Genomic DNA, 25480 nt, shown 5'->3' on the forward strand with positions numbered 1-25480 from the left:
ATCAGGTGCTGCCCAACATCGAATGCATTCTCGAGTTTGCCAACGTCGCGGACCGGCGTGCCTCTGGGCGGCGGCGTGTCAGCGCAAGTAAAAGCCCTGTGGAAATTGCCACCGCGATCAGTGATGAACCACCGTAGGAGATGAATGGCAGCGTCATGCCTTTTGCGGGCATCAGGTGCAGATTGACCGACATATTGATGATCGACTGGAACCCGAACAGGATCACCAGACCCGATACGGCAAGCCGGGTGAAATCATCGCGTTCCTTCAGGGCGATCGACAGGCCACGGACAACGATGAACGCGAAGATCAGCACGATCAAGAGGCAGAGGGCGATGCCATATTCTTCAGCGGTCACCGAGAATATGAAGTCGGTGTGGCTGTCGGGGATGATGCGCTTGATGGTGCCCTCACCCGGACCCTGACCGAACCAGCCACCCCGGACAATCGCCTCACGCCCTGCATCGACCTGGAAAGTATCGCCTTCTCCGGTCAGAAACCGGTCGATACGGCCGGCAACGTGCGGAAAGACCGTGTAGGCGCCAAAGAATCCGCCAATTGCCAGGACACCGAGGAGGATAATCCAGAACCACGGTACACCGGCCATGAAGAACATCGCGCCCCAGGTAACGGCTGTCAGGATGGTCTGGCCAAGATCGGGTTGTGCGACCAGCAATGCCGCGACAACTGCAAACAACACCATGGCGAAGAAGTTGCCCGGAATGTCCTTGCGGCGTTCGTTTTCGGCAAATAGCCACGCGCAGATGATGACGAAGGCCGGCTTCATGAATTCGGAGGGCTGAATGGATATGCCGGCAAGCGAGACCCAACGGCGGGCGCCCTTGACCTCAATACCGAAGAACAGGGCACCAACCATCGCCACTAGGGAAATACCGAGCATGATCATGGCAAAGCGCCGGATTGTTTTTGGCGCCATGAAGGAGACTGCGAACATCACCATGACCGCCGGCACCATGAACAGCGCCTGCCGCTTGACGAAGTGAAAGCTGTCGAGGCCGATACGCTCGGCTACCGCAGGGCTTGCCGCGAACGACAGCAAAATGCCAAGCCCCATCAGCGCGAGGCAAGCGGCCAGGAGAAACCGATCAATTGTCCACCACCAATCGGCAACGGGACCACGGTCAACACGACTAACCATCAGCTTCTAGCTCCCATGATTGGTGCTGCGCCCTCAAGCGCAAGGACGGCGGAGCGGAATGCGTCGCCGCGCTTTTCAAAATTCTGAAATTGGTCGAAACTGGCACAGGCCGGCGACAGCAGCACCACGGTTTCGCTCGAACCGTCCCTGGCTGCATCGCGCGCGGCATGATCCACAGCAGCACCGATTGTGCCGGATATCTCGAATGGTGCGGCGTCGCCTAGCGTTGCCGCAAATTGCGGCGCCGCCTCGCCGATCAGATAGGCCTTGGCAATGCGCGGGAAAAAACCCGACAACGAAGCGATGCCGCCTTCCTTGGGCAAGCCTCCAGCGATCCAGTAAATACGCGGAAACGACGACAAGGCCGGCGCAGCAGCTTCAGCGTTTGTCGCCTTGGAATCGTTGACGAACAATGTCTTGCCGAGCCGCGCGACCTGTTCCATGCGGTGAGCGAGACCTGGAAATGTTTTCAGCCCCGCATTGATTTCCTCGGTAGAGAGGCCGACGGCGCGGCAGGCGGCGAAGGCGGCGAGCGCATTTTGTGCATTGTGTTCGCCGCGCAGCGACCCGATGCCCGCGAGCGATGCAACAACTGTTTCGTCGCCCCTTCTCGCAAAGATCAGCTCAAGACCTTTGGCAAAGTACCCGTCACGAACGGCCCAACGTTTTGAAATGCGAATGACGGATTTGCCTGTCCGTTCGAGCCGGTCGGCGATTGCCGCTGAAAAGCTGTCATCGACGCCAATGATTGCGGTTTCGCTACCGGCAACCAGACGTTCCTTGATGTCAGCATAATGTTGCATCGTACCGTGGCGATCGAGGTGATCCGGCGTCAGATTGAGCAGGATACCTGCGGTGGGATTGAGCGAGGGCGCGAGATCGATCTGGTAGGAAGAGCATTCGACGACATAAAAGCGTTCGTCCTCCGGAGGCTCCAAGGTCATGACGGCCGTGCCGATATTGCCGCCAAGCTGCATATCACGACCAGAACTCTTGATGATATGGGCGATCAGCGCAGTTGTGGTCGATTTGCCGTTGGTGCCGGTAATGGCAATGAAGGGGCTCTGCTTGTGAGCAAGGTTGCGTTCGCGCACGAAAAGCTCGATATCGCCGATGATCTCGACGGCCGCTGCCCTTGCGAGATCCACCGTCCAGTGCGGCCGCGGGTGCGTGAGCGGCACGCCGGGTGACAATACGAACGAGGAGAACTGTTTCCAATCGACCTGGCGAAGATCGGCTGTCTCTATTCCCGCGCTTTGCGCGCGCGCCACACTCTCGGGATTGTCGTCCCAGGCAACGATTTTGGCTCCGCCCGCAACAATTGCCTGCGCCGTCGCAATGCCCGAACCGCCGAGCCCGAAGAGCGCGACGGTCTTGTCCTTCAAGGAATGGGCAGCAATCATGCTCTACCTCAGCTTAAGCGTGGAGAGGCCGATCAGTGCGAGGATCACAGCAATGATCCAGAAGCGGATCACGACCTGGCTCTCGGTCCAGCCCTTCTTTTCGAAATGGTGGTGAATTGGCGCCATCAGGAAGACGCGCTTTCCCGTCATCTTGAACGATGCCACCTGGATGATTACCGACATTGCCTCCATGACGAACACACCGCCGATGATGGCGAGGACGATCTCATGCTTTGTAGCGACGGCGACTGCGCCGATGAGTCCGCCGAGTGCGAGCGAGCCGGTGTCGCCCATGAAAATAGCGGCAGGGGGCGCATTGAACCATAGAAAACCAAGTCCAGCACCGATGACCGATCCGAGCACAACGGCGAGTTCACCGGTGCCCGGCGTGAAGTGAATCTGCAGATAATCGGCAAAAATCGCGTTACCTGCGAGATAGGCGATGACGCCGAACGAAGCGGCCGCGATCATCACCGGAACTGTCGCCAGACCATCCAGACCGTCGGTGAAATTCACCGCATTGCCGGCCCCGACCATAACGAAGGCAGCAAATGGAATGAAGAATATGCCCAGATTGAGGATGAGTTCCTTGGCGAACGGGAATGTCAGCGAGGACGAAAATGGCTCCTGCCCCGCCCGCATGATGGCCAGGCCGGCTATGGCAGCGACAAGGAATTCGATGCCGAGACGTGCACGCGCCGAAAAGCCCTTGAACGACTGTTTGCTGACCTTGAGATAGTCATCGTAAAAGCCGATCGCTCCAAAGAACAATGCGACCAGAAGAACGATCCAGACATAGACGTTCGACCAATTTGCCCAAAGCAGCGAAGAAAGGACAATGCCGGTCATGATCATCAGCCCGCCCATCGTCGGCGTTCCTGCTTTCTTGAAATGGGTTTGCGGACCGTCGGCGCGGATAGGCTGGCCCCGTCCCTGCCGAATGCGCAGCGAGTCGATGATGCGCGGGCCAAACAGGAAAACGATCAGCGCCGATGTGATCAGCGCTCCGCCGGTTCTGAACGTGATATAGCGGAACACGTTTAGAAACTGGATATGCTCCGCCAACCCGGCGAGATAGTACAACATACGTTAATTCCCCATACACGCAGGCTATTCGGCAGGACCGAGCGGCTCTACGGTGTTGTATTTTTGCAGGAGCGTTTTCACGATCTGCGCGAAGCCGGTCCCCTTGGATGACTTGACCATGATCACGTCACCGGCTCTGATGGTGTTCAGCAATTGCGGTTGCAATTCGTCTACGGTCTGCCTGTATTCGGCATGAAATTCAACCGGCATGGCCGATTTCAGCGCGGCCATCTCCGGTCCGCCGAGAAAAACCATATTGATTGGATTGGCCAGGATCACCGAAGACAACTCGGCGTGAAGCTTCGGTGCCTGCTTGCCCAGTTCCAACATGTCGCCGAGAACCGCGATGCGGCGGCCCTTACCATGAGGCGTTGCGGCCGCCAAAAGTTCGATTGCCGCGCGCATCGATGCGGGATTGGCGTTGTAGCTTTCGTCAATCAGTGTGAACGTTCCGTCGGCGATCTCAAGGAGATGACGCGCGCCCCGTCCGCTCTCCGGTCGCAAGGATGCGAGCGCCAGTGTTACCTTGGTCATGTCCGCGCCTGTCAGGTGGGCGGCCCCGAGGACTGCAAGTACATTCTGGACAATATGCCTGCCTGGAGCACCTATTTTGACGACTGCTTCCTCGCCCGCAAGACGCGCCGTCAAACAGGAACATTCGGCGTGAAGTTTAAGCTTCATCAGGCGGTAGTCGGCCCGCGCATTCTCGCCAAAGCTCTTGATGTGCTCAACACCAGCGTCCCGCGCCAGCTTTTCCAAAAGTTTGAAGTGCTTGTCGTCGCGGTTGAGCAAGGCATAGCCGCCGGGGGCAACGCCTTCGAATATCTCGGCCTTGGCAATGGCGATTTCCTGCAGATTCTTGAAGTGGCCGAGATGCGCAGCAGCAATCAGCGTAATCAACGCGACGTGCGGACGAACCATTTTGACGAGCGGGCGTATCTCGTCCGCATGGTTCATGCCGATTTCAAAGATGCCATAATCAGTGTCCGCCGACATGCGCGCCAGCGTTAGCGGTACGCCCCAGTGATTGTTGAAGGATGCTACAGAAGCATGCACTTTTCCGGCTTGTGCAAGAACATGCCGCAGTGCCTCCTTCGTGGTTGTTTTGCCGACCGATCCTGTGACGGCAACGATCTGTGCATGCGAGCGTTCCCGCGATGCAATGCCTAGTCGGGTCAACGCCGCCAACACATCATCAACGACGATCATCGGCGCTTTCAGTTTTCCGAGCGCGGGCAGTTTTGCTTCGGCGACCACGAGCAGTGCAGCGCCAGCCGCAACAGCGGCCGTTGCATAGTCATGGCCATCGAGCGCATCACCCTTGATGGCAAAGAACACTTCGCCGGTCTGCAGGGTGCGCGTATCAATGGAAATTCCGGTGATCCCTTCAGGCAATTTGCCAACGGGCCTTCCATTCATCGCTTCGACCATCGCATCGGAAGTCCAGAGCAGGCTCATGCGCCCTTCTCCCGCGCCAGCCGGTCCTTGAGCGCCTGGGCGACTTCTACGTGGTCAGAGAACGGGAGCACGACGTCGCCGATGGTCTGGCCTTCCTCGTGCCCCTTACCCGCGACGATCAGCGTATCGCCGGTCTTCATCATGGCGACGGCTTCCTGGATCGCCTCGCGGCGGTCTGCGATTTCGCGGGCACCGGGAGCCGCTGCCAGAATTTCGGCACGGATGGTGGCAGGAACTTCGGAACGCGGATTGTCGTCCGTCACGATGACCACATCCGCAAGGCGTGTTGCGATTTCGCCCATCATCGGGCGCTTTCCCTTGTCCCGATCACCGCCACAACCAAAAACCACGATGACACGGCCCGTCGTGAACGGCCGGACTGACGTCAGTACATTCTCGAGCGCGTCGGGCTTATGTGCGTAATCGACATAGGCAGGAGCGCCATCTTCGGTCGCACCGACAAGATCGAGCCGCCCCGGCGCACCCTTCAACCGCTCAAGCCCGCGCATTGCAGCTGCGGCAGGTACACCAGTGGCAATCGCAAGGCCGGCCGCGACCAGACCATTGGCCACCTGGAAATCACCAGCGAGCGGTAGCGTAATCTCAAAGATCTCACCGGCAATGTGCACTTCAACGTGCTGGCGGAACCGCTCGTGCTCGACGCGCTTCAGCGTGATGAAATCGCCCTTACGGCCAACGGTCAAAACCGTACAACCAGCCTTCTCTGCCGCGGCGATAGTGGGTTTGGAGAACGGATCGTCTGCGAATATGATTGCCGGCGCGCCCTTGGGCAGAAGCTCTGTGAACAGCCGTAGCTTGGCTGCATGATACTCCTCGACGGTCGCATGATAATCCATGTGATCGTGGCCGAGATTGGTGAAGGCTCCCGCCACAAGCCGGACGCCGTCGAGCCGGCGCTGGTCGAGACCATGAGAAGAGGCCTCCATCGCCGCGTGAGTTACGCCCTCTTCCACCAATTCAAGCAGCAATTTATGCAGTTCGACCGGATCTGGTGTCGTCAGCGAACCATAATCATCGCGCTTCGGTGAGACGACGCCGGTTGTTCCGATGCTTGCCGAAGCAAAGCCCGCCTGCGCCCATATCTGACGCGTGAATGACGCGACGGAGGTTTTGCCACTGGTGCCGGTAATGGCAACCATCACATCTGGCTGTAACTTGTAGAAACTGGCCGCGGCCAGTGCCAGTGTCCTGCGCGGATCATCGACATATATGATGGGTACGGAGACATTGCCGAGCTTTGCTCCGCGCGACGTCACGATAACCACGGCACCGCGCGCCACCGCATCGGCAGCATAGGCAACGCCATCGGCCTTCGAACCCTTCAATGCAGCAAACAGAAATCCACGCGCGACCTGACGGGAGTCCGACGTCAGGCCACGGATTGTCTTCTCTCCGAGTTCGGAGATGGCCAAGGCTGGTATGCCGTTCAGATCTTTCAGTTTCATGGCCGGACTGGACCCATCTTCACTTTAAAAACCATCGAAAACGCGACGATATGATTCGCGTTCTACCGCTATTGATCAAAATTAACCATCAATGGAGCGGATTCTTGTTCTTCGCGAAAATCTGGCTGGACCCCGAGGAACGATGCCGATCTGCGAATAATATCTGCAACCATTGGTGCTGCGTTAAAACCTGCGGTAGCGCCAACCTTGCCTTCTTCCGCCTTGGGTTCATCGATAATGGTCAGAACCACATATTCTGGCTTGTCGATGGGAAAGGCTGCGACAAACGCGTTGAAACGTACGTCGCTGGAGTAGCGGCCATTGATCACTTTTTCCGCAGTACCGGTCTTGCCACCAACGCGATACCCGGGAACCGACGCCCGGTTGCCGGAACCACCAGAGCCTTTCTCAGCGTTCAGGCGATAAAGATAGCGCATATCCTCGCTGGTCTTTTCGCTCACCACCTGTTTTGCGACCTTGTTTGCCGCTTCGATCGTGCGGGGCAGGAAAGTCGGTTCGATGAGCTTGCCGCCATTCATCAAGGCAGCTGCACCGACCGCCGTCTGCAATGGTGTTGTAGCCATTCCGTGACCGAAAGCGATCGTAATGGAATGCACTTTCTTCCAGACCTTCGGTTCCATTGGACGCGCGACTTCGGGCAATTCCGTCTGCATTCGATCAAGCAGTCCCATGCGATGCAGGAAGGCACGGTGTCCTTCGATACCCACAACGTCCGCTTCCTTGGCCGAGCCGATGTTCGAGGAGTAGATGAAGACTTCCGGCATGGTCAGGATGCGATTTTTCCCGTGGAAATCGCGGATCGTCTGTCGACCGATGGTGATCGGGCGTCTCGCATCGAACGTACTTTGCAGATTGACCTTTCCGGAATCGAGTGCCATCGCCGTGGTAAAACTCTTGATGGTGGAACCCATCTCGTATGTACCGGCGGACATGCGATTGAGATGGTCTTTATCCAGCGCATTGAACGGATTGTTCGGATCGAAATCTGGCGCCGAGGCCATCGCAAGCACTTCGCCGGTATGCACATTGATCACCACGGCACCGGCTGCAATCGCCCGGTATTTTTGCATCGCATTGACGACCACATCGCGCACGACATGTTGGACACGCAGATCGATCGACAATTTCACTGGCTCAAGGGAGCGGCTGTCGGCAAGGCCGACATCGCGCAGGTCGGACAGGCCCTGTTCGTCGATGTATTTCTCCATCCCGGCAATACCCTGATTGTCGATATTGACGAGACCAAGGATATGCGACGCAGTCGGGCCGCCCGGATAGAAGCGCGATTTCTCCGTGCGGAAGCCAATCCCCGGAATGCCCAGCGCCATGATCTGGCTCTTCTGCTGCGGTGTAAGCCCGCGCTTGAGCCAGGCAAAGCCCGTCCCGCTCTTGAGACGGCTATAGGTCTGTTCGAAGTTGAGATCCGGCAGAACCGTCGAAAGTAGTTCGACAGCTTCGTCGGGATCGACGATCTTGCGCGGCTCAGCATAAAGCGAGGCGGTCTTGATATCGGTGGCCAAGACTTCGCCATTGCGGTCGAGAATATCTGGACGGGATGCAAGCACGGCCCCGGTCGGGCCACTATAGCCCGTCGTGTCTTCCTGCATCCCGTAATAAACCAGACGTCCGCCGATAATCCCGTAGATGCCGACGAAGCAGGCTATCGCCATGACAACGCGGTTGCGAGCGCGATTGCCCGATTTTTTCTTTTTGGCGTCGAGCGCGAAGACAGGCGCGATGCCCGTCACCAATTCAGCTTTCTTCCGCTTGATCCAGATCGCAGCCATCAATAGAGCCCCGCTGCCTTTGGCGATGCAATCGGAACAATTCGCTTGGGCGGCTTGGGCGCCGCCTTCGGTTTGTTGATGCTGCCGGTCATGGTTGTGTCTGGTTTGATTTTCTCACCTGCATCTGCCTCGGTAATAATGTTCGCAACGTCATCCAGATCTTGCGACACAGGTTTCGGCTGCGGCAATTCATTGATGCTGATGATTTGTTGCGCCTCCACCTGTTGCAGGTCGAGTTGGCCTTGGAACGTCTCAACCAGCTTTTGCAGACGGTTCGGCTGGGTCAGCAGACTCCAGTCAGCCTTGAGCAGATCGATCGTATCCCGCTCATCCGTTATCATGCGCTGGAGCCGGGTAACCTGCGTCATCTGGTTTTCAGCATCGTGCTTGATCTTGTAGGTCACGGCGGCCGCCAGGATCATCAGCCCGATCAATATGATGTCGAAGGTACGCAGCACGGATCAGCCCCTCGCTGTTTCATGGAACACTGGAAGATTCGGCAAGCCGTAGATCGAATGATCCTCAGCCAGCGGCGGATTGTCTGTGCGGATCCCGGCGCGCAATTTCGCCGAGCGGGCTCGCGGATTGCGGAGAGCCTCTGCCTCGCTCGGGGCAACGATGCCTTTGCCGACGGGGGTGAAGCTTGCCAGACGCTGTTCGAGTTGCGGTAGATGACGAGAGCCGCCACCTGTCCCTGAGCGGTCGGACAAGAAACGCTTCACGATGCGATCTTCGAGCGAATGAAACGTGACGACCACAAGCCGCCCGCCAGGTTTCAACACACGTTCCGCCGCATGCAATGCGCGTACGAGTTCGCCCAGTTCATCGTTGACGAAAATGCGCAGGGCCTGGAATACCCGTGTAGCCGGATGGATCGGCACTTTCGGATTTCTGCCGACAAGCGCTTCAATCGCATTGGCAAGGTCGCGCGTGCGGGTGAATGGTTCGGTCACTCGGCGCTTGTCGATCATACGGGCGATGCGCCCCGCATGGCGTTCCTCCCCGAGAAAATTGAAGATCCGCGCCAGATCACCGATTTTCAGGCGGTTGACGACATCAGCGGCACTCGGGCCAGTATTCGACATGCGCATGTCGAGCGGGCCATCCTTCTGGAACGAAAAGCCGCGCTCCGCCTCATCGATCTGCATGGACGAAACACCGATATCGAGAACAATGCCATCGGGTGCACCGAATAACGCGACCTGATCCAGTGTCGAAAAAGTGCCCTGCACGAGGGTCAATCGCCCGGCATATTCCTTTTCCATGACGCGACCTGCCGCAATAGCCGACGGGTCACGATCGATGGCCGTTACGGAAGCCCCTGTTTCAAGGATGCGTTTGGTGTAGCCGCCAGCACCAAATGTGCCATCGATGATCCGCTGACCCTTTTCCGGCTGGAGCGCAGCAACGACTTCATCGAGCAGGACCGGAATGTGACGGCCATCGGCCGCATCCGGCGAACCCGCCATCAGCTCTTCCCCGCGGTCAGATTTTCCTGACGGCGCTTTTCCGCCAGTCGCTGCCGGACCTTTGCCCGATGCGCCTCGAACCGGTCCGGATGCCACATCTGAAAATGGGTGTTGGCGCCCGCAAAGGTCACATCCGATGAAATCCCCGTATGCTCGCGCATGAAATCCGTAACCGTTATCCGTCCATCCCCGTCCAGCTTCAGGAAACCGCCATCCGCGTGAAGATAAAAGGACATGTCGTCCGCGTTCTCCGCGAAAAGATCCTGGCCGTCCAGATGGTTGTCGAAGCGCGTCAAAAGTTCCGGGCCGCCCGCATCGAGCGCAGGCAGATGCAAGGAACGCAGGGCGTAGAGTTCCGTGTGGCCGGCCGCCTGGATGATCGAACGAAAATGCGCCGGAACGGACACCCGTCCCTTGGCATCTATCCTGTTCGTCACATGTCCGAGGAACCGGTTCAAAACGCAACTCCGCCGTTTCCGCCCCCAGGGCTTCGATCATCTCTACCTCTGCCTCACCCTTCGATCGCTTCGAAGCGCGAGCCCCACCAATAGAAGTCCAAGCACCGGCAAACTGAGCCGAACGCCAGCCTTGGCATGCCAAATCGTATTTCGGGAAACACCGTGTCGACTGAACGCTACTGATGAAATCAATCGATATCATGGGGCACTATGGGCGTCAATGGGATTGCAAGACACAGAGTGGGAATGAGCCGCTATTCCGGCACACTTCCGGCGATTCTGAATTTATCGCTCATTAAGCTTAATGAAGGGTTAGGACTCTTTGGGAAGTTGTAATTGACAAAGCGCGGCCGGACCGCTCGAAAGCCGCGAAATCTATAAATTGAAAATGCCAGCTGGCCTGTAAGCCGGGTTCTGTATGGCTGGATTTTCATCCAACGCGGCAGCCATTCATCTTGGACGGATGTTGCCATCCGCCTCCTGCAACCCACCCGGACGACTGACCCGGAAACTGATCGCCGGACTTTCGCCCGGCACGCCGTCCCTATTCGGTTTTGCTCCCGGTGGGGTTTGCCATGCCGCCCCTGTTACCAGTTGCGCGGTGGGCTCTTACCCCACCCTTTCACCCTTACCCCGTCATTCCTTGCGTCCAATACGAGCCGTATGCGGCGCAACGAAAGACGGGGCGGTTTCCTTTCTGTGGCACTTTCCCTGGGGTCACCCCCGCCGGATGTTATCCGGCACCGTGTTTCCATGGAGCCCGGACTTTCCTCACATGCCGCCTTTCGGCGTATGACATGCGCGGCTGCCCGGCCAGCTGGCGATGCGTATAAATGCGTTTCGGAGGAAAAACGCAAATAAAAAAGGCCGGATGGGATCCGGCCTTTGAACTCAGCAGGGGCTTTGATCAACCTACATGGCAGCCATTTGCAACTTCACTTTGCTGCAGTAATTGGCAGAAACTGGGTTCATGCGAGTGGCACCATGACCGGCATTATAGCGCAGGATTGTGCCGCAGGTCGTGCCGTTTCCAAGCTTGTGGGCGCCTGCTAGATACTTCATGCCCCAGCGAATATTTGTTTCCGGGTTATAAAGCGCCTGCCGCGATCCCGTATAACCAAGACCACGCGCCGTCTCGAGCTTGATCTGCATCAGTCCGATTTCACCGGCGCTGCCGGTCATGTTCGGACGATAATTGCTTTCCACCCTGACGACCGCGTTCGCCAGAGCAAAAGGAACACCATAGGACGACGCGTAGGAACTGATAATCGTCGAATAGTTGGACGCTCCGATCGCTGAAGGGACACCACCCGTGGTCATGGTATCAACGCGGTTGATGGTCTCGTTGCGAACGACGGTTTTCACCCGCGCTTTAGCGTGAACCACCGGGCGTTTGTAGGTTGAAGCCTTTTTGCTCACCCGCTGCGACTTGACTGCGCTTTTCTTGACCGCTGTCTTTTCGACACCGCGCTTGGCTTGGGTCTTTGCCTGTACTGGCTTCGTAGACTTGGTGGCGGCTTTCTGTTTTTCCGCCTCGGCTCGTTTTGCCTTCATGTAGTCGGCGAGGTTTGTCGGCTCATTTGGAGCGCTGAATGCTGAATTTGTGCCGAAGAAGGCCATCGCCCCAAGGAGGGCGAAAATCATACCAAATTTTTTTGTCATCTTTTTCCGTCTAGAAGCTTAGGCCGCACGAACGTGCACGCCGGGACCGTTCCGTGCCAAAAACACACAAGGGCGATGCCCGGAACATTGGCCAAGGATTTGACGGCGCAATGCAGCCGAATATTGATCGGCCAAATAACTTTGTGTAACCCATTGAAATATATATGCTGCAGCGCACAAAGCCTATCGGGAAAAGACTTTTTTGTTCAACAACTTATGACGAGACCACTGGCAGTGCAGAAAGTAGCTTGTGCAGGGTTTCGATGGTTGATACGTCCGCTACTCCATCGACTTTTTCAGGGCGAAAGTGACGCTGAAAGGCCAAAATGCCCAATTGTGTCGACGAGCCGAACACACCATCGATAGGAACGCCATAGCCATAAAGAGCCAGCATTGACTGCAGGGCCTCGACAGGTTGTCCCTCATCGCCAAGCGAAAAGAACCTTCCGCCGCGTACCGGCGAAGGGGCAACCCAATGGCCAATGCCCGCATCGTAAAGTGCTGGCCATGGAAATTTTTCGCCGGGATCGATCTTGCGCGCCGGCGCGATATCCGAATGCGCCAAAATATTCTCCGGCCGGATGGTGTGGCGCGTCGCGATACCGTTGCAAAGGTCGATAACCGCCTCGATCTGCCGTTCTGGGAAATCGGGAAACCCCAGCAGCGGACCACCGTTGACGATCTCGATTCCGATGGAACAGGAATTGATATCCGTCTCGCCTTTCCAGGAACTCTGCCCCGCATGCCAGGCGCGTTCGCTCTCTGGCACCATCTGTACGATGCGGCCATTCTCGTAAACGACGTAGTGAGCGGACACTTCACTTTGAGGATTTGCCAGCCAGCTTTCCGCTGCCTCGCCAGTTTCCATGCCGGTATAATGCAGGATCAAAATAGAGGGACGTTTGCCGTCCTTGCGCGGACCGAAATTCGGCGAGGCATGAACATCGGCCCGCGGTTGGTCCGGCTCAAACGTGCTCATATGCCTTAAGGTCTTTTTCGACTTTGTCCCAAGCCGCATTGATAGCGGCTATGCGCTGGTTGGCGATGGCGATGAACTCTTCCGGTACTCCGCGTGCCATCAACATGTCCGGGTGGTTTTCGCGAACAAGGGCACGATACTGCTTGCGTGCGGTTTCAAAATTGACGTTCCGTGGAAGGCCAAGAACGAGATATGGGTCCGCCTGACTGCGCCCGACATGCCGTGCCAATATGATGTCGAATTCTTCCTCATCAATCGCAAATATGTCAGCGACTGTCCCGAGAAAAATCAGTTCCTCGTCGTGCAAGGCTCCGTCCGACTTGGCGATGTGGAACAACCCGTCAAGGATATCTTCCAGCATTTTGCAATTAGGCTTGCCCGATCCGCACAGCGAAGCCAATTGCGCGGCGTATGCTTCATAGCCTGCCACATCCTGCTTGGCGAGGTTGTAAAGACGCGTTACCTGATCCTGATATTGCGCCGGCACATGGAAAATGTCGTTGAAAGCGTTGATTTCCACCTGCGTCACGACCCCGTCGGCCTTCGCCATCTTGGCCGACAATGCAATCATGGCGATGGAGAAGGCGACGCGCCGTCGCGTTTCCGGATCACCTTCGAACGCAGTTCGAACTGCCTCGATGATGCTCGAGAAGGCATCGATCGCTGTGCTGGTAATGAAATCGCTGATGCGGCGCCAAATCGACATATGTTCGTTTTATTCAAATTCGTTCGCAATTGCGAGAGAGATAGTGTGTTGAAAAACGCGTTTTGCCGGGACCGGTTGACGCAGCATTTGCATGCGTCTGGCAAAGCGGCCAGCACATGGCTGGCCGCTTACCCACGAACGGGATTGTTTTTTACTGAACGCCGAGTGCGTCCTTGATGGCTTTTTCTGCAGAGTCCGCAGCCGCCTTGACCTGATCCGCCGTCTGACCGGCTGCCGTCGCGGCATCCTCAGCTGCCTTTCTGGCGGTGGCGACAGCAGCCTGCTTTTGCTCAGCCGTCATTGTCGCAGCCTGTTCTTTGATCTTTTTCAAGGTTTCTTCTGCGTTCATTGGCGCCGTCGGCGCTTCCGTAGCCGCTGGCGCCTGGGCTGGTGCTGGCGTTGGCGCTGGAGCTGGAGCTGGCGCCGGCTGTTCGGCTTTTGCTGGCGGCTGTTCCGACTTCTGCTCACTCTCGCCGCAACCGGCTAGCGCCAGAAGCGAAACCGCCGCCAGCGAAACAACAAACTTACTCTTCATGGTTTCCTCTCCGAAATTACTTAGATGGCCCCTCGATTCCACCTTATCGAAAATGAGGCAAAGTTGGATTTTGTTTTTGCTCTCGGTTAATTCCTGTGTGGATAACCACACATAGGAAGAAAATTTAATCCAAATGCTGCAGCCGATTGCGCTTGCTGACCAGGCCTGTTTATTGTGGCGGGCGGCGCGCAAACTCGCCGAAATTTTGCAAATCACTAATTTTGAGATTGGACGAATATTATGAGCGACAAATGGGACTTCTGGATCGACCGCGGCGGTACATTCACCGACGTCATTGCTCGCGATCCCGAAGGCACTATACGAGCCCACAAATTACTTTCGGAGAACCCGGAAGCTTACCGCGATGCTGCCATCCAGGGCATTCGCGATTTGCTTGGTGTCAAAAAGGACGACCCCATCCCCTCGCAGCGTATCGGTGAGGTCAAGATGGGCACGACCGTTGCCACCAACGCGCTCCTCGAACGAAAAGGCGACAGGACGGCCCTCGTGATCACCAAAGGGTTTCGTGATGCCTTGAAGATAGCCTATCAAGCGCGGCCGGACATCTTTGCCAAAGAAATCATTCTCCCTGAACAGCTCTATGAGCGCGTGATCGAAATCGACGAGCGCGTCCGTACAGACGGAACCGTGGAGATCCTTCCCGACGCTGAGAAAATCCGCGTCGCATTGACCGATATCAGGCAGGCGGGCATCGATGCCGTCGCGATCGTCTTTATGCATGCCTGGAACTATCCGGCACATGAACGGACAGCGGCCGAAATTGCGCGCGAAATGGGCTTCGGCCAAGTCTCCGTCAGCCACGAGGTCTCGCCGCTGGCCAAGCTCGTTGGTCGCGGCGACACAACGGTTGTGGATGCCTATCTCTCGCCTATCCTGCGCCGGTATGTCGAGCACGTCGCGCGCGAGCTTGGCATAGAGCACAAGTCCGATGTCGGCCCCCGCCTTTCGTTTATGATGTCCTCTGGCGGTTTGACCGCAGCAGATTTGTTTCAAGGCAAGGATGCCATCCTGTCCGGTCCGGCAGGCGGCGTCGTTGGCATGGTGGAGACGGCAAAGCTCGCCGGTTTCGACAAGGTGATCGGATTCGACATGGGCGGCACATCGACCGATGTTGCGCACTATGAAGGAGAGTATGAGCGTGCCTTCGACACCGAAGTCGCGGGCGTGCGTATACGCGCGCCGATGATGCGGATTCATACGGTAGCGGCGGGTGGCGGATCGATCCTGCACTATAGCGCCGGCCGGTTTCAGGCGGGTCCCGATTCTGCCGGCGCCAATCCTGGCCCAGCCTGCTATCGTCGCGGTGGCCAGCTGGCCGTGACCGACGCCAATGTCATGCTCGGTAAGCTGCAACCAAAGTATTTCCCTGCGATTTTCGGTCCGGGGCAAAATGAGCGGCTCGACCGCGAGGTGGTAGTCCAAAAATTCACTGCGCTCGCTGCCGAGATCGGCGAAGGCAAAACACCGGAAGAGGTTGCCGAAGGCTTCATCACCATCGCGGTTGAAAACATGGCCAATGCGGTGAAAAAGATTTCCGTGCAGCGTGGCTACGATGTTACCCGGTATCTGCTGAATTGTTTCGGTGGCGCAGGAGGCCAGCATGCTTGCCTCGTCGCCGACGCCCTTGGCATGGAAGCCGTGTTGATCCATCCTTTTTCCGGCCTGCTTTCCGCCTATGGAATCGGCTTATCGTCCATATTCGCCTCCCGTCAGCAAGCCTTGGTGAAAGCCCTGTCCCCAAGCTCATTGAGCGACATACGCCAGCTATCCGACCGGCTCTCCGGAACTGTCGTCGCGGAAATCACCGAACAGGGCGTCCCACCTGAACACGTTACTTCGCGCCCGATTCTGCATCTGCGCTATGACGGCACCGATACGACGATCCCTGTCGATTTCAGTGATTTCTCGATCGATAATGCGCGCCTTGCCTTTGAAATTGCCCACAAGGCCCAGTTCGGTTTCATTTATGACGACAAGGGTATCGTCGTAGAAGCAGTCGGCGTCGAGGGCTCCGATAGCCGCGGGCACAAGCAGATTGAAACCGAACAACGCCCAGACAATTCGGAGCCCGAGGCCGGTGAGACCTGCACGGTCTATACCGGAGGAGCCTTCCACGACGCTGTCACCTTCGCCCGCGCCAATCTCAGGCCTGGGCACAAGGTCAGTGGCCCCGCACTGATTATCGAGACACATCAAACGATCGTCGTGGAGCCCGGCTGGCAGGCGGAAATCACCGCGCTCAATCACGTTCTGATGCGGCGGATCGAGAAGAAGGCACGCGCTGCAGCGCTTGGCACGCAAGCTGATCCGATCATGCTGGAGGTGTTCAATAATCTCTTCATGTCGATCGCCGAGCAGATGGGTGTGACGCTGCAAAACACGGCTTATTCGGTCAACATCAAGGAGCGGCTGGATTTCTCCTGCGCGGTTTTTGATCGCAATGGTGCGCTGGTGGCCAACGCCCCGCATATGCCGGTGCATCTGGGATCGATGGATCGTTCCGTCGAAACAATCATCAAGCTAAATGAAGGCGATATCCATCCCGGCGATGTTTTCGCACTCAACGCACCCTATAATGGCGGCACGCATCTTCCCGATATCACGGTAGTCACTCCGGTTTTCGATGAGGCAGGCGAAAAAATCCTCTTCTACTCGGCGTCTCGCGGCCATCACGCGGATATCGGCGGATCGGCGCCGGGGTCAATGACGCCGCTGGCGACGACCGTGGACGAAGAAGGCGTCTTGATAGACAATTTCCGTCTCGTAGAACGGGGCCGCTTCCGTGAAGAAGAACTGACCGAACTTTTGACCAACCACCCATGGCCGGCACGCAATGTCCACCAGAATGTCGCCGACCTGAAAGCCCAGATCGCCGCCAACGAAAAGGGTGTGAATGAACTCAGGAAGATGATCGCGCAGTTCGGTCTCGATGTGGTGGAAGCCTATATGGGTCACGTGCAGGACAACGCGGCAGAAAGCGTCCGCAACGTTCTCGACCGGTTGCCGGAACGTTCCGAATGTTCCTATGCGACCGATACGGGCCAGACGATCAAGGTCAAGATCACCGTCGACAGGCGTCAGCGCCGGGCGACTGTCGATTTCACAGGCACGTCGCCGGTGATGAAGAACAACTTCAACGCGCCGGAACCGGTGGCGCGCGCGGCAGTTCTTTATGTCTTCCGCGTCATGGTTGAGGGCGCGATCCCGATGAACGCAGGCTGTCTGCGTCCGATCGACATCATCACTCCCGATGGTTCCATGCTCAAGCCTGCCTATCCGGCAGCTGTCGTGGCCGGTAATGTCGAGACGTCGCAGCATGTTACCAATGCGCTTTTCGCGGCGCTTGGTGCCGTGGCAAATTCGCAAGGGACGATGAATAATCTGACCTTCGGCAATGATGAATACCAATACTACGAGACAATCTGTTCAGGTTCTCCCGCCGGCCATTTCAACAATGGGGCCGGCTTTGCCGGGACATCCGGCGTTCACACCCATATGACGAATTCGCGCCTCACCGATCCGGAGATACTCGAAATGCGATTTCCCGTCTTGCTCGAGGACTTTCACATCCGGGAAAATTCTGGAGGTATCGGGAAGTTCCCGGGCGGTGGCGGTACCAAACGCACTATCCGGTTTCTAAGGCAGATGGATTGCTCGATCCTTTCATCACATCGCGATCGTCCTCCAGAGGGCCTGGATGGCGGCGGCGACGGCGAGGTTGGCAAGACCGAAGTCCGCCGCAACGACGGAACTATTGAAACGTTGAAGGCCTGCGACCAGACTGTGCTCGAAGCGGGTGAGGCCATCATCGTCACAACGCCGACGCCCGGCGGTTACGGCAAGATCGGAGGCTGACAATGGTGCGCGCCGCCACTCCCTTCATCAGGATTTTGGACGGCGCCGATGCCGAAGCCTTTCACGCACTGCGCCTGCATGGGTTGCGCAGTGCGCCAGAGGCTTTCGGTTCGAGCTACGAAGAGGAACGCGAACGCAGCATCGAGGACGTCCGCCGGCGCCTCGATGACCAGCCCAATGCCGTCTTTGGTGCATTCGCCGACGATGTCCTTGTCGGGATTGCCGGCTTCGCCATGAACACCAAAAGCAAGCAAAGACACAAGGGGCTGCTGTGGGGCGTCTTCGTCGACAGGGAATGGCGCGGGCATAACCTTGGAAAGCGATTGACGGAAGCGGTCATTGACTATGCTCGTGGTCATGTCGATACATTGCACGCAACTGTAATGGCCACAAACATATCGGCACGCGCGCTTTACCTGGAGCTTGGCTTCACTGTCTTTGGCTTTGAAAAGGACGCTCTGCGTGTCAACGGTCAATCCTATGACGATGAACTATTGCGGTTGGACCTGAGATAAACGGTCGCCTTAAGTGCCGTGAACATTCAGTTCAGGAAAGAATTTATCCTGACCCGCCCGGTTCCCGAACATCATGTCATATTGCAGCAGCCTGAAATTATTGATCAGCGGGTCGGTGCCTGGCTTTTCCATCCAGTCAGGATTTGACATGTCGTCGGTAGACAATAGCAGATGGCGGTCTATGATCTTGTAGCGGTCGCGGATCGCCCCAAGAAAACCTGTGTAATATGGATGGCTTAACCCGGCAACCTCCAGCACGTGAAGAGGTAGGAAGGCCGGGCTGACAGTACCGATAGCATGATCCGTTCCCGTACGATTGGACCAGACGACCAGAGGCGTTTCATGCTGCTTGAGCATCTCGTCGAGCGGCGCGCGCCTGTCTGCAACACGGCCTTTCATGTATCCTGTGGAGATATAGGCGTCGCCAAGGGGTGGCAGATGATCGCCGAAAAAGACGAGAATCGTCTGGCGTTTGCGCTTTGACGCCCAGTCCATCAGTTTCTTCAAACCACGGTCGGCGTCGGCGACACCTTCGGAATAACTGCGGATGGCTTCGCGCTCGGCAACACCTGTTTCTGTCGCCACATCAATAGATGGGTCTTTGTAACGATACGGTTCATAAGGGCCGTGACCCTGCAAGGTCACGGTGAAGAAGAAGAACGGGCTTTTGGTCTCGTCCGCTTCCCGAATGACTTCCTCCATCAGGGCCGCATCCGATACCAGCGGTCCCCGCGACGCAAGTTTCGGCAGATTCTCCTCCGATCGGAACGCGTCGAAGCCGAATGCCTGATAGACATTGCGCCGGTTCCAGAACCACTCATGATAGGGATGGATCGCTTTCGTAGCGTAACCCTTGCTTTTCAAAAAGGTGGCGAGCGAAGGGAGAGGATGGCGGATGTATTGCTGATAAGGAATGCTGCCATAGGGCAAAAATGCGTTGGAAAAACCCGTCAGCGCTTCAAATTCCACATTGGCTGTCATCCCGCCAAACTCTGGCGAGAACACCGAGCCAGATAGGCTCGCACGCACCGTTGGGAGCGGATCACGATTGAAATTCACGCCGCGTAACCGTGTCGGATCCCAGAAGGACTCGCTCATCACCATAATGATATCGGGCTTTTCCCGTGGCTCCATTGCTGTAGCAGGCAATGAAATCGCAGTGATAGCATCGGAAGAATAGCCTTGCGGAACGGTCAGGTCGGCCATAGGCAAATTGAGTGCGAAGGCCATTGTAAACCCGTTATGGGCATAGTTCTCCTTCTGATCCCACATGATTGGCTGCACGCGCAGGCGGTCCCGTGCCCAGGAAAAATTGTTGTAATCCATGATTGAAACAAAGAAGACCAGCGCCGGTAGCGCGACAACCAGCCGCCACACGCGTCCCCTACCGTTGAGCCTGAAGGTGCGCTGGCGCCAAAACCGCCAAGTCAATACGAGCCCGGCACTTACCAAAATCGCTACTACGACGATACCGGCGGCACTCCACGGGCGTTCCCTGACGAGCAACGGCAAAAGATCCACGATCTGGCGCGAATATAGAAAATCAGTGGGATAAAGCGGGTCTCCCAGATACAGCGCTTTCTGTCTCCCAATCCACGTGAACAGCAGCACGCAGGGAGCGATGACCAGCAGTCCATTGTGGGACCGTCCGAGAAGCGCATCGAACGCAATCATCACCAGTGCATAGAAGCCGACAGTCGTCCAGGCAGGCCGGTAGAGCTCCTGAAAAAACAGCATCGTTTCCGAAACTGAGCCGCGCGATACCAGTTCAATGGCAAACACCAAGACCGTTGAAAGAACGCAAACAGCGATCACATAACCCGCGTGCCGTAGGTAGATTGCAAACATGGAGGGCTGCGTCGCAGCCGCATCGGCCTGCCAGGCACTCTCTGTCTCAAGTTCGACTTGCTCGATTTGCCTGACCAACGCCATCTCCACAATGCGCGGGCGGTTGTTACAAAACCGTCACTAAAACGTCATATATCAGCTAGCCGTTCCGGGAAAAGTGGGAAAAACAAGGAATTAGCCGAATCCGATCACTTATGCGGCAACAGTGTCACATTGCGCGAACGAGCAAACCCAATGGGTTGCCGCTATAAGTTGAATCAATTTGACAATTTGTTGCACCGACACCGTCACCCGTCTGTTACATCGAAATGCTAGGCGAGCAGGAATTTCCAACAATGGGGATTCGATTAGATGCCGTTTGCTCGACAATCCACAAATACCCCTCTCCCGCGGAATGAGAAACTGAACAAGGCGGTCCGTCAGAACCGATTTCTATCGCGGGCCGGGATGTCCGAGCGGCTTTTCGCTCATGTCTTCAAGGGATTGGTCTATCCACAAATCTGGGAAGATCCCCAAGTCGACATGGAGGCGCTGCAGATCCGCCCTGGGCATCGCATCGTCACAATCGCGTCGGGCGGCTGCAATGCCATGTCCTACCTGACTGCTGACCCTGCCAGTGTCGAGGCCGTCGATTTGAATACCGCCCACGTCGCATTTAACCGCCTGAAGCTCGCGGCAGTGGCAAACCTGCCCAACTACGATGCGTTCTATCGCTTCTACGGCACGGCCGATGACAAGGCCAACCTTGCCGCGTATGAACGCTTTATTCGCCAGCATCTGGATTCCACGAGCCGCGCCTATTGGGAAACACGCATGTTGTCGGGGCGCCGGCGTATCACGATCTTTTCCCGCGATCTCTATCGCCACGGTCTGCTCGGTCTGTTCATCGGCATGGGACATCGCGTGGCAAAGCTTTACGGCATCGATCCGCGCGACATTCTGAAATCCTCGACCATGGAGGAACAGCGCGCCTATTTCGACAGCGCTCTCGCCCCGCTCTTTGACAGACGTATGATCCGCTGGGCGACGAAGCGGAAATCGTCCCTTTTTGGTCTCGGCATCCCACCGCAGCAATATGATGCTCTTGCGACGGCCGGAAACGGCGATATGGCACAGGTCCTGCGCGGCCGTCTTGAAAAGCTCGCTTGTGGCTTTCCCCTTTCGGAGAACTATTTCGCCTGGCAGGCCTTCGGTCGTGGCTATAGCGACAACGCTGAAACGGGCCCGCTGCCTCCGTACCTCTCTCGCAACAACTTTGCCACCGTGCGCGACCGCGCAGGTCGGATGAGCGTTGTAAATGCGTCCCTGACAGAATTTCTCGCAGCAAAGGCCGTCGCATCCGTCGACCGCTTCATCCTTCTCGACGCACAGGATTGGATGAACGACACCCAGCTCAACGAACTCTGGCACGAAATTACCCGCACCGCCTCACCAGGCGCTCGCGTGATATTCCGGACCGCCGCCGAGCCGACCATCCTGCCGGGTCGTATCGACGATGCTCTGCTCGAGCGCTGGTCCTATCAGAACGAACAGTCACTCGCCCTTCATGCCCGCGATCGCTCGTCAATCTACGGCGGTTTTCACCTCTATACGCTGAAGGATTAGTTCGATGCTTGCCAAGATTGAACATGGTCCACTAATGGATCGGGTCTACCGGCATCAGCGTCATTTCTATGACGCGACCCGCAAGTATTATCTTCTGGGACGCGACCCCATGATCGCGGGCCTGCATCCCCCTGGCAACGGTAGCATTCTCGAAATTGGTTGCGGCACCGGCCGGAATCTTGTCCTTGCCGGCGAAGCTTATCCGAAGACTTCGCTCTATGGCATTGATATCTCGCATGAAATGCTCGCGACCGCGACCCAGAAAATAGCCGCAGCGGGACTGGACGAACGCACTCACCTCGCTTACGCCGATGCCGCGGATTTTGATCCCCAAGCGCTTTTCGGACGACGTGAATTCGACCGGATCTTCATTTCTTATGCGGTTTCGATGATTCCGCAGTGGCAAGAGGTGATCCGCGAGGCTGTGACCCATCTGACCCCTGGGGGTGCTTTGCATATCGTGGATTTTGGCGACCTGAAGGACCTGCCCGGCTTTACCAGGACTGCCCTGTACAAATGGCTGGAGTGGTATCACGTCACACCGCGCAACAACCTGTTCGACGTAGCTGATACGATCGCTGCGCAGGGCGGATGTTCAAGCGAAGCGCGGCGGCTCTACCGCGGCTTTGCCTGGATTTCAGTTGTTCGCCGCAAGAAATAGACCTATTTGCACAGATCGTTCTTGGAGCCTTCCGAGTTCGGACCCGCGAGGCAATAGAGCATCGACATCTCCGCAGCCGTCCGGGTGTTTTGCGGATTCGCCTCCTGCGCGTCGCCACTTGTAGTTTTGTTCAATTCGCAATCGGCGCGAAGCAGGCACATAACCGGGATGCGGGCCATGGCAACAGCAGCTCTTTGCATGCCTTGCGGCCCGACGAAGTCTCCGGCATTTCGCACACGATACCATTGGTGAACGCGCGAAATCCGGAAGAATGCGCGCGGGTTGGACAGGATTGCCAATCTCGACGGAAGGGTATTGTCGGAAAAAAGATCGACGACCTGGCCATCATACGGCTCCGCCAGACGGCGGTTGTTAGATATGAAGGTCGAATTGAAGACGATAGCGGCGGTACATGGAAACGCGGCTGCCATGTGACGCGCGAGCCCGCCCCCGAGCCCATGCCCGACCATTATGTATTCAACCGGAAGGCCGGCCGCGTTCTGCTGGGCTTCCCTGCGAACCTTGGCGAACTCCTTGCGCGCCGTGCGATATTGATCCCAGGGATTGATCATCTGGGTAAAATAGGTGTTTTCGCTGATGAGATCGTTGAGACTTGTGGCGTTGTCTTTGCCCCGGAACACCATCATCACCGACAGGCGATCAGCGGCGCGACGATAGTACACTTCGGCGTCGAAGCCGCCTGGCCTGACAATCGGTCCACCTTGCGGAGCCCATCCGAAATAGTCGGGCTGCAGTTTGAAGCGCTCGCGCGGGATCGGTTGATAAACATTCGACGCATAGGCAGCATAGATGCCGAAATAATCGGAGATCAGTTCATTGTCATAATCGGGATAGCCGCGATAGTTCCGCCAGAAACTCGGGATTGTAGGTCGGGTACAGCTTCCGGTTTGGCCCACGGAAACACCCAAATCATTGCGATCGATCGTTACCCAGGAACTCAAAAAGGCATTTGCGAACGCGACGAAGCCGATGAGCAAAACCAGCAAGCCAAGTCTACGGATCATTTCTTGCCCCCAAAATGGCAACGCTGCAACCAATACGTCTCAAACATAGGTTGCAACGAGTAACACGCGCCAAGAATTCGTGCAGCTAGGAAAATGGCGGCTTGATAGGGGCTTTTGAAACCGCGCCGAGCCCACTTTGGCCGTCGTGCCATGCGAAGTGCCTTTACCCTTGACGCCCTTATCCAATCTGCATCTCCAAGGCTCGCAGAAGCTCCGCCAGCACAAATCTCAACGACGGGACGTTGCAATGGCCACCGCTGTTGTCGGTCGTTTATTTGCCCTGAAACGCGCCCGACTTATGCCTCACCGCAGTCAGACCAAAGTCTGATTACGGTGCGGCCAATGTTTGCTATGGAGGAACTGGAAGACAGGCGAGCACTCTTGGGCTTTCTGCCACGCGCCAAATAAGCAGCCACAATTGCTGTGCCGAATGAAGCTTTGCTACGTCCGCCGATCGAGGTGATCACGCCCGAGAGATTATTTGTTGGGTCAATGAGGGAGGCCATTTGGCAAGAACCGTCACTGATTGGAGGGTTGGTGCGGTCCAGGAGCTTGCCGGCATAGCTGAACGCTGAAGGAACCCGATGTCGAATGTGCGTTCTCGGCAGTTGGACGGTTTGAGAGCCGTTGCCGTCGCCATGGTTTTGTATGCGCATCTCTTCGCGGCCGATGGCTCTTATTGGGGTCACGTCGGAGTACGTCTCTTCTTCGTACTGAGCGGATTCCTGATTACGCGGCTTCTCCTGGAGGCGCGCTCTGCCGCAGAATTCGAACCCGTTGCTGCACTCAAGTCGTTTTACATTCGCCGGGCATTGCGCATTTTTCCGCTATATTTTGGCATGTTGAGCTTCGTCTGGCTGGCAGGTCTAGAGGAATCCAAACGAGTGCTTGCCTGGCACGCGTTTTACCTTTCGAACTTCTGGTATGCCCTTCGCGACGAGTGGACGCCGTGGATCTTATGTCATACCTGGAGTCTGAGCATCGAAGAGCAGTTTTACGTCATTTGGCCGTTGGTTATTCTGTTGGCGCCGCGCCGATCGATCGAACGGATTTGCATTGGCGTCATCCTCCTTTCGTTGGCATATCGTTTCTACTGGCCTGTGACGGGAATCCCTTCTCTATCGCGTGATCTGCTACCTCCCGCATCGATGGACGCACTCGCATCCGGTGCATTGCTCGCTGCCTGGCGGTCGAGGACTGCGCTCTCGCCCCGATGGATGTTGATGAGCTGGATGCCGCTGGCCGCCGCCTTCCTCATTCTGTTGTGGCTCAGGCCGGTGCCAGTGCCGGTGACGCAGGATTGGGCACGCTGGATCGGGCTGGAGGTTTTTCCTCTCGTCCCGCTGGTGATGATTGTGAGCTTCTGTTCAGCAGGATTTGGCGGTTATCTGGGTCGGTTCGTTGAATGCCCGCCACTGACTGCGCTGGGCCGCATCAGCTACGGCGTTTACCTTTTGCACGCGGTTGTCCTTGCATTGATCGTCCAGGCGCAGCCCTGGATACCCATCAATGTCTCGGAGCAAGGATTTGGCCGGCTCCTCGTCGCAACTGCGGGCACAATAGGGCTTGCCTCGATCTCGTGGCTGGTCCTGGAAAAGCGGATCAACGCGCTGAAAGATTTCTTCCCTTACGTCGCTCCAAAGGAGCGCAGCGCCGCTCAACGGCTGCACGGGACCAAACATTACGGGGATACCGCCCATCCTTACCGTGCAATCGATGACAGCGACACTCTCCCAAACCCTCAATCGTCAACGAACTGAT

Annotated in this window: 20 protein-coding genes and 1 other RNA gene; 5 read left to right on the forward strand and 16 right to left on the reverse strand. The window is 56.9% G+C overall.

The features are described from left to right. Position 1: 1 nt before the first annotated feature. The 14 genes from ftsW to J2X72_RS08810 form a co-directional block, all read right to left on the reverse strand. Positions 2 to 1159: a putative lipid II flippase FtsW gene (gene ftsW / locus J2X72_RS08745; protein ID WP_210000372.1), complete on the reverse strand. Its 1158-nt coding sequence runs from the start codon at positions 1157 to 1159 to the stop codon at positions 2 to 4. After that, complete coding sequence (gene murD / locus J2X72_RS08750; RefSeq protein ID WP_310070789.1) at positions 1159 to 2562, reverse strand: UDP-N-acetylmuramoyl-L-alanine--D-glutamate ligase; 1404 nt, start codon at positions 2560 to 2562, stop codon at positions 1159 to 1161. Before murD ends, ftsW begins: the two co-directional genes overlap by 1 nt. Before the next feature lie 3 nt (positions 2563 to 2565). Beyond that, a complete protein-coding gene (gene mraY / locus J2X72_RS08755) occupies positions 2566 to 3648 on the reverse strand; it encodes a phospho-N-acetylmuramoyl-pentapeptide-transferase (RefSeq protein WP_210000367.1) in 1083 nt (360 codons plus the stop codon). A gap of 24 nt (positions 3649 to 3672) precedes the next feature. After that, entirely contained in the window at positions 3673 to 5106 is a 1434-nt protein-coding gene (locus J2X72_RS08760; RefSeq protein WP_310070792.1) for a UDP-N-acetylmuramoylalanyl-D-glutamyl-2,6-diaminopimelate--D-alanyl-D-alanine ligase, read from the reverse strand. Then, entirely contained in the window at positions 5103 to 6572 is a 1470-nt protein-coding gene (locus tag J2X72_RS08765) for a UDP-N-acetylmuramoyl-L-alanyl-D-glutamate--2,6-diaminopimelate ligase (protein ID WP_210000354.1), read from the reverse strand. Before J2X72_RS08765 ends, J2X72_RS08760 begins: the two co-directional genes overlap by 4 nt. Positions 6573 to 6640: 68 nt before the next feature. Beyond that, a complete protein-coding gene (locus J2X72_RS08770) occupies positions 6641 to 8380 on the reverse strand; it encodes a penicillin-binding protein 2 (protein ID WP_210000351.1) in 1740 nt (579 codons plus the stop codon). Next, positions 8380 to 8838 (reverse strand): hypothetical protein, encoded by a 459-nt coding sequence (locus tag J2X72_RS08775; RefSeq protein ID WP_310070798.1) that lies wholly within the window; start codon positions 8836 to 8838, stop codon positions 8380 to 8382. The genes J2X72_RS08770 and J2X72_RS08775 overlap by 1 nt, the downstream gene beginning before the upstream one ends. Positions 8839 to 8841: 3 nt before the next feature. Then, complete coding sequence (gene rsmH / locus J2X72_RS08780; protein ID WP_310070801.1) at positions 8842 to 9849, reverse strand: 16S rRNA (cytosine(1402)-N(4))-methyltransferase RsmH; 1008 nt, start codon at positions 9847 to 9849, stop codon at positions 8842 to 8844. Then, positions 9849 to 10307, reverse strand: coding sequence for a division/cell wall cluster transcriptional repressor MraZ (gene mraZ / locus J2X72_RS08785; RefSeq protein WP_310070804.1), 459 nt, complete (start codon positions 10305 to 10307; stop codon positions 9849 to 9851). Before mraZ ends, rsmH begins: the two co-directional genes overlap by 1 nt. Before the next feature lie 387 nt (positions 10308 to 10694). Beyond that, positions 10695 to 11128: RNase P RNA component class A (rnpB, locus tag J2X72_RS08790), an RNA gene on the reverse strand. Positions 11129 to 11219: 91 nt separating this feature from the next. Then, on the reverse strand, positions 11220 to 11969 hold the full coding sequence (locus J2X72_RS08795; protein WP_210000343.1) for a transglycosylase SLT domain-containing protein: 750 nt from the start codon (positions 11967 to 11969) through the stop codon (positions 11220 to 11222). Between the two features lie 214 nt (positions 11970 to 12183). Continuing rightward, on the reverse strand, positions 12184 to 12948 hold the full coding sequence (locus J2X72_RS08800; protein ID WP_310070808.1) for an N-acetylmuramoyl-L-alanine amidase: 765 nt from the start codon (positions 12946 to 12948) through the stop codon (positions 12184 to 12186). After that, positions 12935 to 13654, reverse strand: coding sequence for a DnaJ family molecular chaperone (locus tag J2X72_RS08805; RefSeq protein WP_310070810.1), 720 nt, complete (start codon positions 13652 to 13654; stop codon positions 12935 to 12937). Before J2X72_RS08805 ends, J2X72_RS08800 begins: the two co-directional genes overlap by 14 nt. Before the next feature lie 151 nt (positions 13655 to 13805). Beyond that, the gene (locus J2X72_RS08810) at positions 13806 to 14189 is read right to left on the reverse strand and encodes a hypothetical protein (RefSeq protein ID WP_310070815.1); all 384 of its coding nucleotides are present in this window, start codon (positions 14187 to 14189) and stop codon (positions 13806 to 13808) included. A gap of 240 nt (positions 14190 to 14429) precedes the next feature. On the opposite strand from J2X72_RS08810, the gene J2X72_RS08815 reads away from it, so the two are divergent. Both J2X72_RS08815 and J2X72_RS08820 read left to right on the forward strand, forming a co-directional pair. Next, positions 14430 to 18065, forward strand: a complete 3636-nt coding sequence (locus J2X72_RS08815) for a hydantoinase B/oxoprolinase family protein (protein ID WP_310070818.1) — start codon at positions 14430 to 14432, stop codon at positions 18063 to 18065. Positions 18066 to 18067: 2 nt separating this feature from the next. After that, entirely contained in the window at positions 18068 to 18580 is a 513-nt protein-coding gene (locus J2X72_RS08820; protein WP_310070821.1) for a GNAT family N-acetyltransferase, read from the forward strand. A gap of 9 nt (positions 18581 to 18589) precedes the next feature. Here the strand turns inward: J2X72_RS08820 and J2X72_RS08825 are convergent, their stop codons facing one another. After that, positions 18590 to 20506 carry an LTA synthase family protein gene (locus J2X72_RS08825; protein ID WP_310070824.1) on the reverse strand — a complete coding sequence of 639 codons (1917 nt, stop codon included), beginning with the start codon at positions 20504 to 20506 and terminating at the stop codon, positions 18590 to 18592. A gap of 273 nt (positions 20507 to 20779) precedes the next feature. On the opposite strand from J2X72_RS08825, the gene J2X72_RS08830 reads away from it, so the two are divergent. Then, positions 20780 to 22033, forward strand: a complete 1254-nt coding sequence (locus tag J2X72_RS08830) for a DUF3419 family protein (protein ID WP_310070826.1) — start codon at positions 20780 to 20782, stop codon at positions 22031 to 22033. A gap of 4 nt (positions 22034 to 22037) precedes the next feature. Further along, complete coding sequence (locus tag J2X72_RS08835; RefSeq protein ID WP_310070828.1) at positions 22038 to 22694, forward strand: class I SAM-dependent methyltransferase; 657 nt, start codon at positions 22038 to 22040, stop codon at positions 22692 to 22694. Positions 22695 to 22696: 2 nt separating this feature from the next. Here J2X72_RS08835 and J2X72_RS08840 read toward each other — a convergent pair whose 3' ends face one another. Beyond that, complete coding sequence (locus J2X72_RS08840; RefSeq protein ID WP_210000308.1) at positions 22697 to 23719, reverse strand: hypothetical protein; 1023 nt, start codon at positions 23717 to 23719, stop codon at positions 22697 to 22699. A gap of 584 nt (positions 23720 to 24303) precedes the next feature. On the opposite strand from J2X72_RS08840, the gene J2X72_RS08845 reads away from it, so the two are divergent. Further along, positions 24304 to 25479: an acyltransferase gene (locus tag J2X72_RS08845; protein WP_310070832.1), complete on the forward strand. Its 1176-nt coding sequence runs from the start codon at positions 24304 to 24306 to the stop codon at positions 25477 to 25479. Position 25480: the final 1 nt, after the last annotated feature.

Source organism: Phyllobacterium sp. 1468 (assembly GCF_031455525.1).
GTDB lineage: Bacteria > Pseudomonadota > Alphaproteobacteria > Rhizobiales > Rhizobiaceae > Phyllobacterium.

Excerpts from the sequence above, each read along its gene's own strand:
- ftsW (WP_210000372.1), bottom strand. The coding sequence starts at position 1,159 with ATGGTTAGTCGTGTTGACCGTGGTCCCGTTGCCGATTGGTGGTGGACA.
- murD (WP_310070789.1), bottom strand. The coding sequence starts at position 2,562 with ATGATTGCTGCCCATTCCTTGAAGGACAAGACCGTCGCGCTCTTCGGG.
- mraY (WP_210000367.1), bottom strand. The coding sequence starts at position 3,648 with ATGTTGTACTATCTCGCCGGGTTGGCGGAGCATATCCAGTTTCTAAAC.
- J2X72_RS08760 (WP_310070792.1), bottom strand. The coding sequence starts at position 5,106 with ATGAGCCTGCTCTGGACTTCCGATGCGATGGTCGAAGCGATGAATGGA.
- J2X72_RS08765 (WP_210000354.1), bottom strand. The coding sequence starts at position 6,572 with ATGAAACTGAAAGATCTGAACGGCATACCAGCCTTGGCCATCTCCGAA.
- J2X72_RS08770 (WP_210000351.1), bottom strand. The coding sequence starts at position 8,380 with ATGGCTGCGATCTGGATCAAGCGGAAGAAAGCTGAATTGGTGACGGGC.
- rsmH (WP_310070801.1), bottom strand. The coding sequence starts at position 9,849 with ATGGCGGGTTCGCCGGATGCGGCCGATGGCCGTCACATTCCGGTCCTG.
- J2X72_RS08795 (WP_210000343.1), bottom strand. The coding sequence starts at position 11,969 with ATGACAAAAAAATTTGGTATGATTTTCGCCCTCCTTGGGGCGATGGCC.
- J2X72_RS08800 (WP_310070808.1), bottom strand. The coding sequence starts at position 12,948 with ATGAGCACGTTTGAGCCGGACCAACCGCGGGCCGATGTTCATGCCTCG.
- J2X72_RS08805 (WP_310070810.1), bottom strand. The coding sequence starts at position 13,654 with ATGTCGATTTGGCGCCGCATCAGCGATTTCATTACCAGCACAGCGATC.
- J2X72_RS08810 (WP_310070815.1), bottom strand. The coding sequence starts at position 14,189 with ATGAAGAGTAAGTTTGTTGTTTCGCTGGCGGCGGTTTCGCTTCTGGCG.
- J2X72_RS08815 (WP_310070818.1), top strand. The coding sequence starts at position 14,430 with ATGAGCGACAAATGGGACTTCTGGATCGACCGCGGCGGTACATTCACC.
- J2X72_RS08820 (WP_310070821.1), top strand. The coding sequence starts at position 18,068 with ATGGTGCGCGCCGCCACTCCCTTCATCAGGATTTTGGACGGCGCCGAT.
- J2X72_RS08830 (WP_310070826.1), top strand. The coding sequence starts at position 20,780 with ATGCCGTTTGCTCGACAATCCACAAATACCCCTCTCCCGCGGAATGAG.
- J2X72_RS08835 (WP_310070828.1), top strand. The coding sequence starts at position 22,038 with ATGCTTGCCAAGATTGAACATGGTCCACTAATGGATCGGGTCTACCGG.
- J2X72_RS08840 (WP_210000308.1), bottom strand. The coding sequence starts at position 23,719 with ATGATCCGTAGACTTGGCTTGCTGGTTTTGCTCATCGGCTTCGTCGCG.
- J2X72_RS08845 (WP_310070832.1), top strand. The coding sequence starts at position 24,304 with ATGTCGAATGTGCGTTCTCGGCAGTTGGACGGTTTGAGAGCCGTTGCC.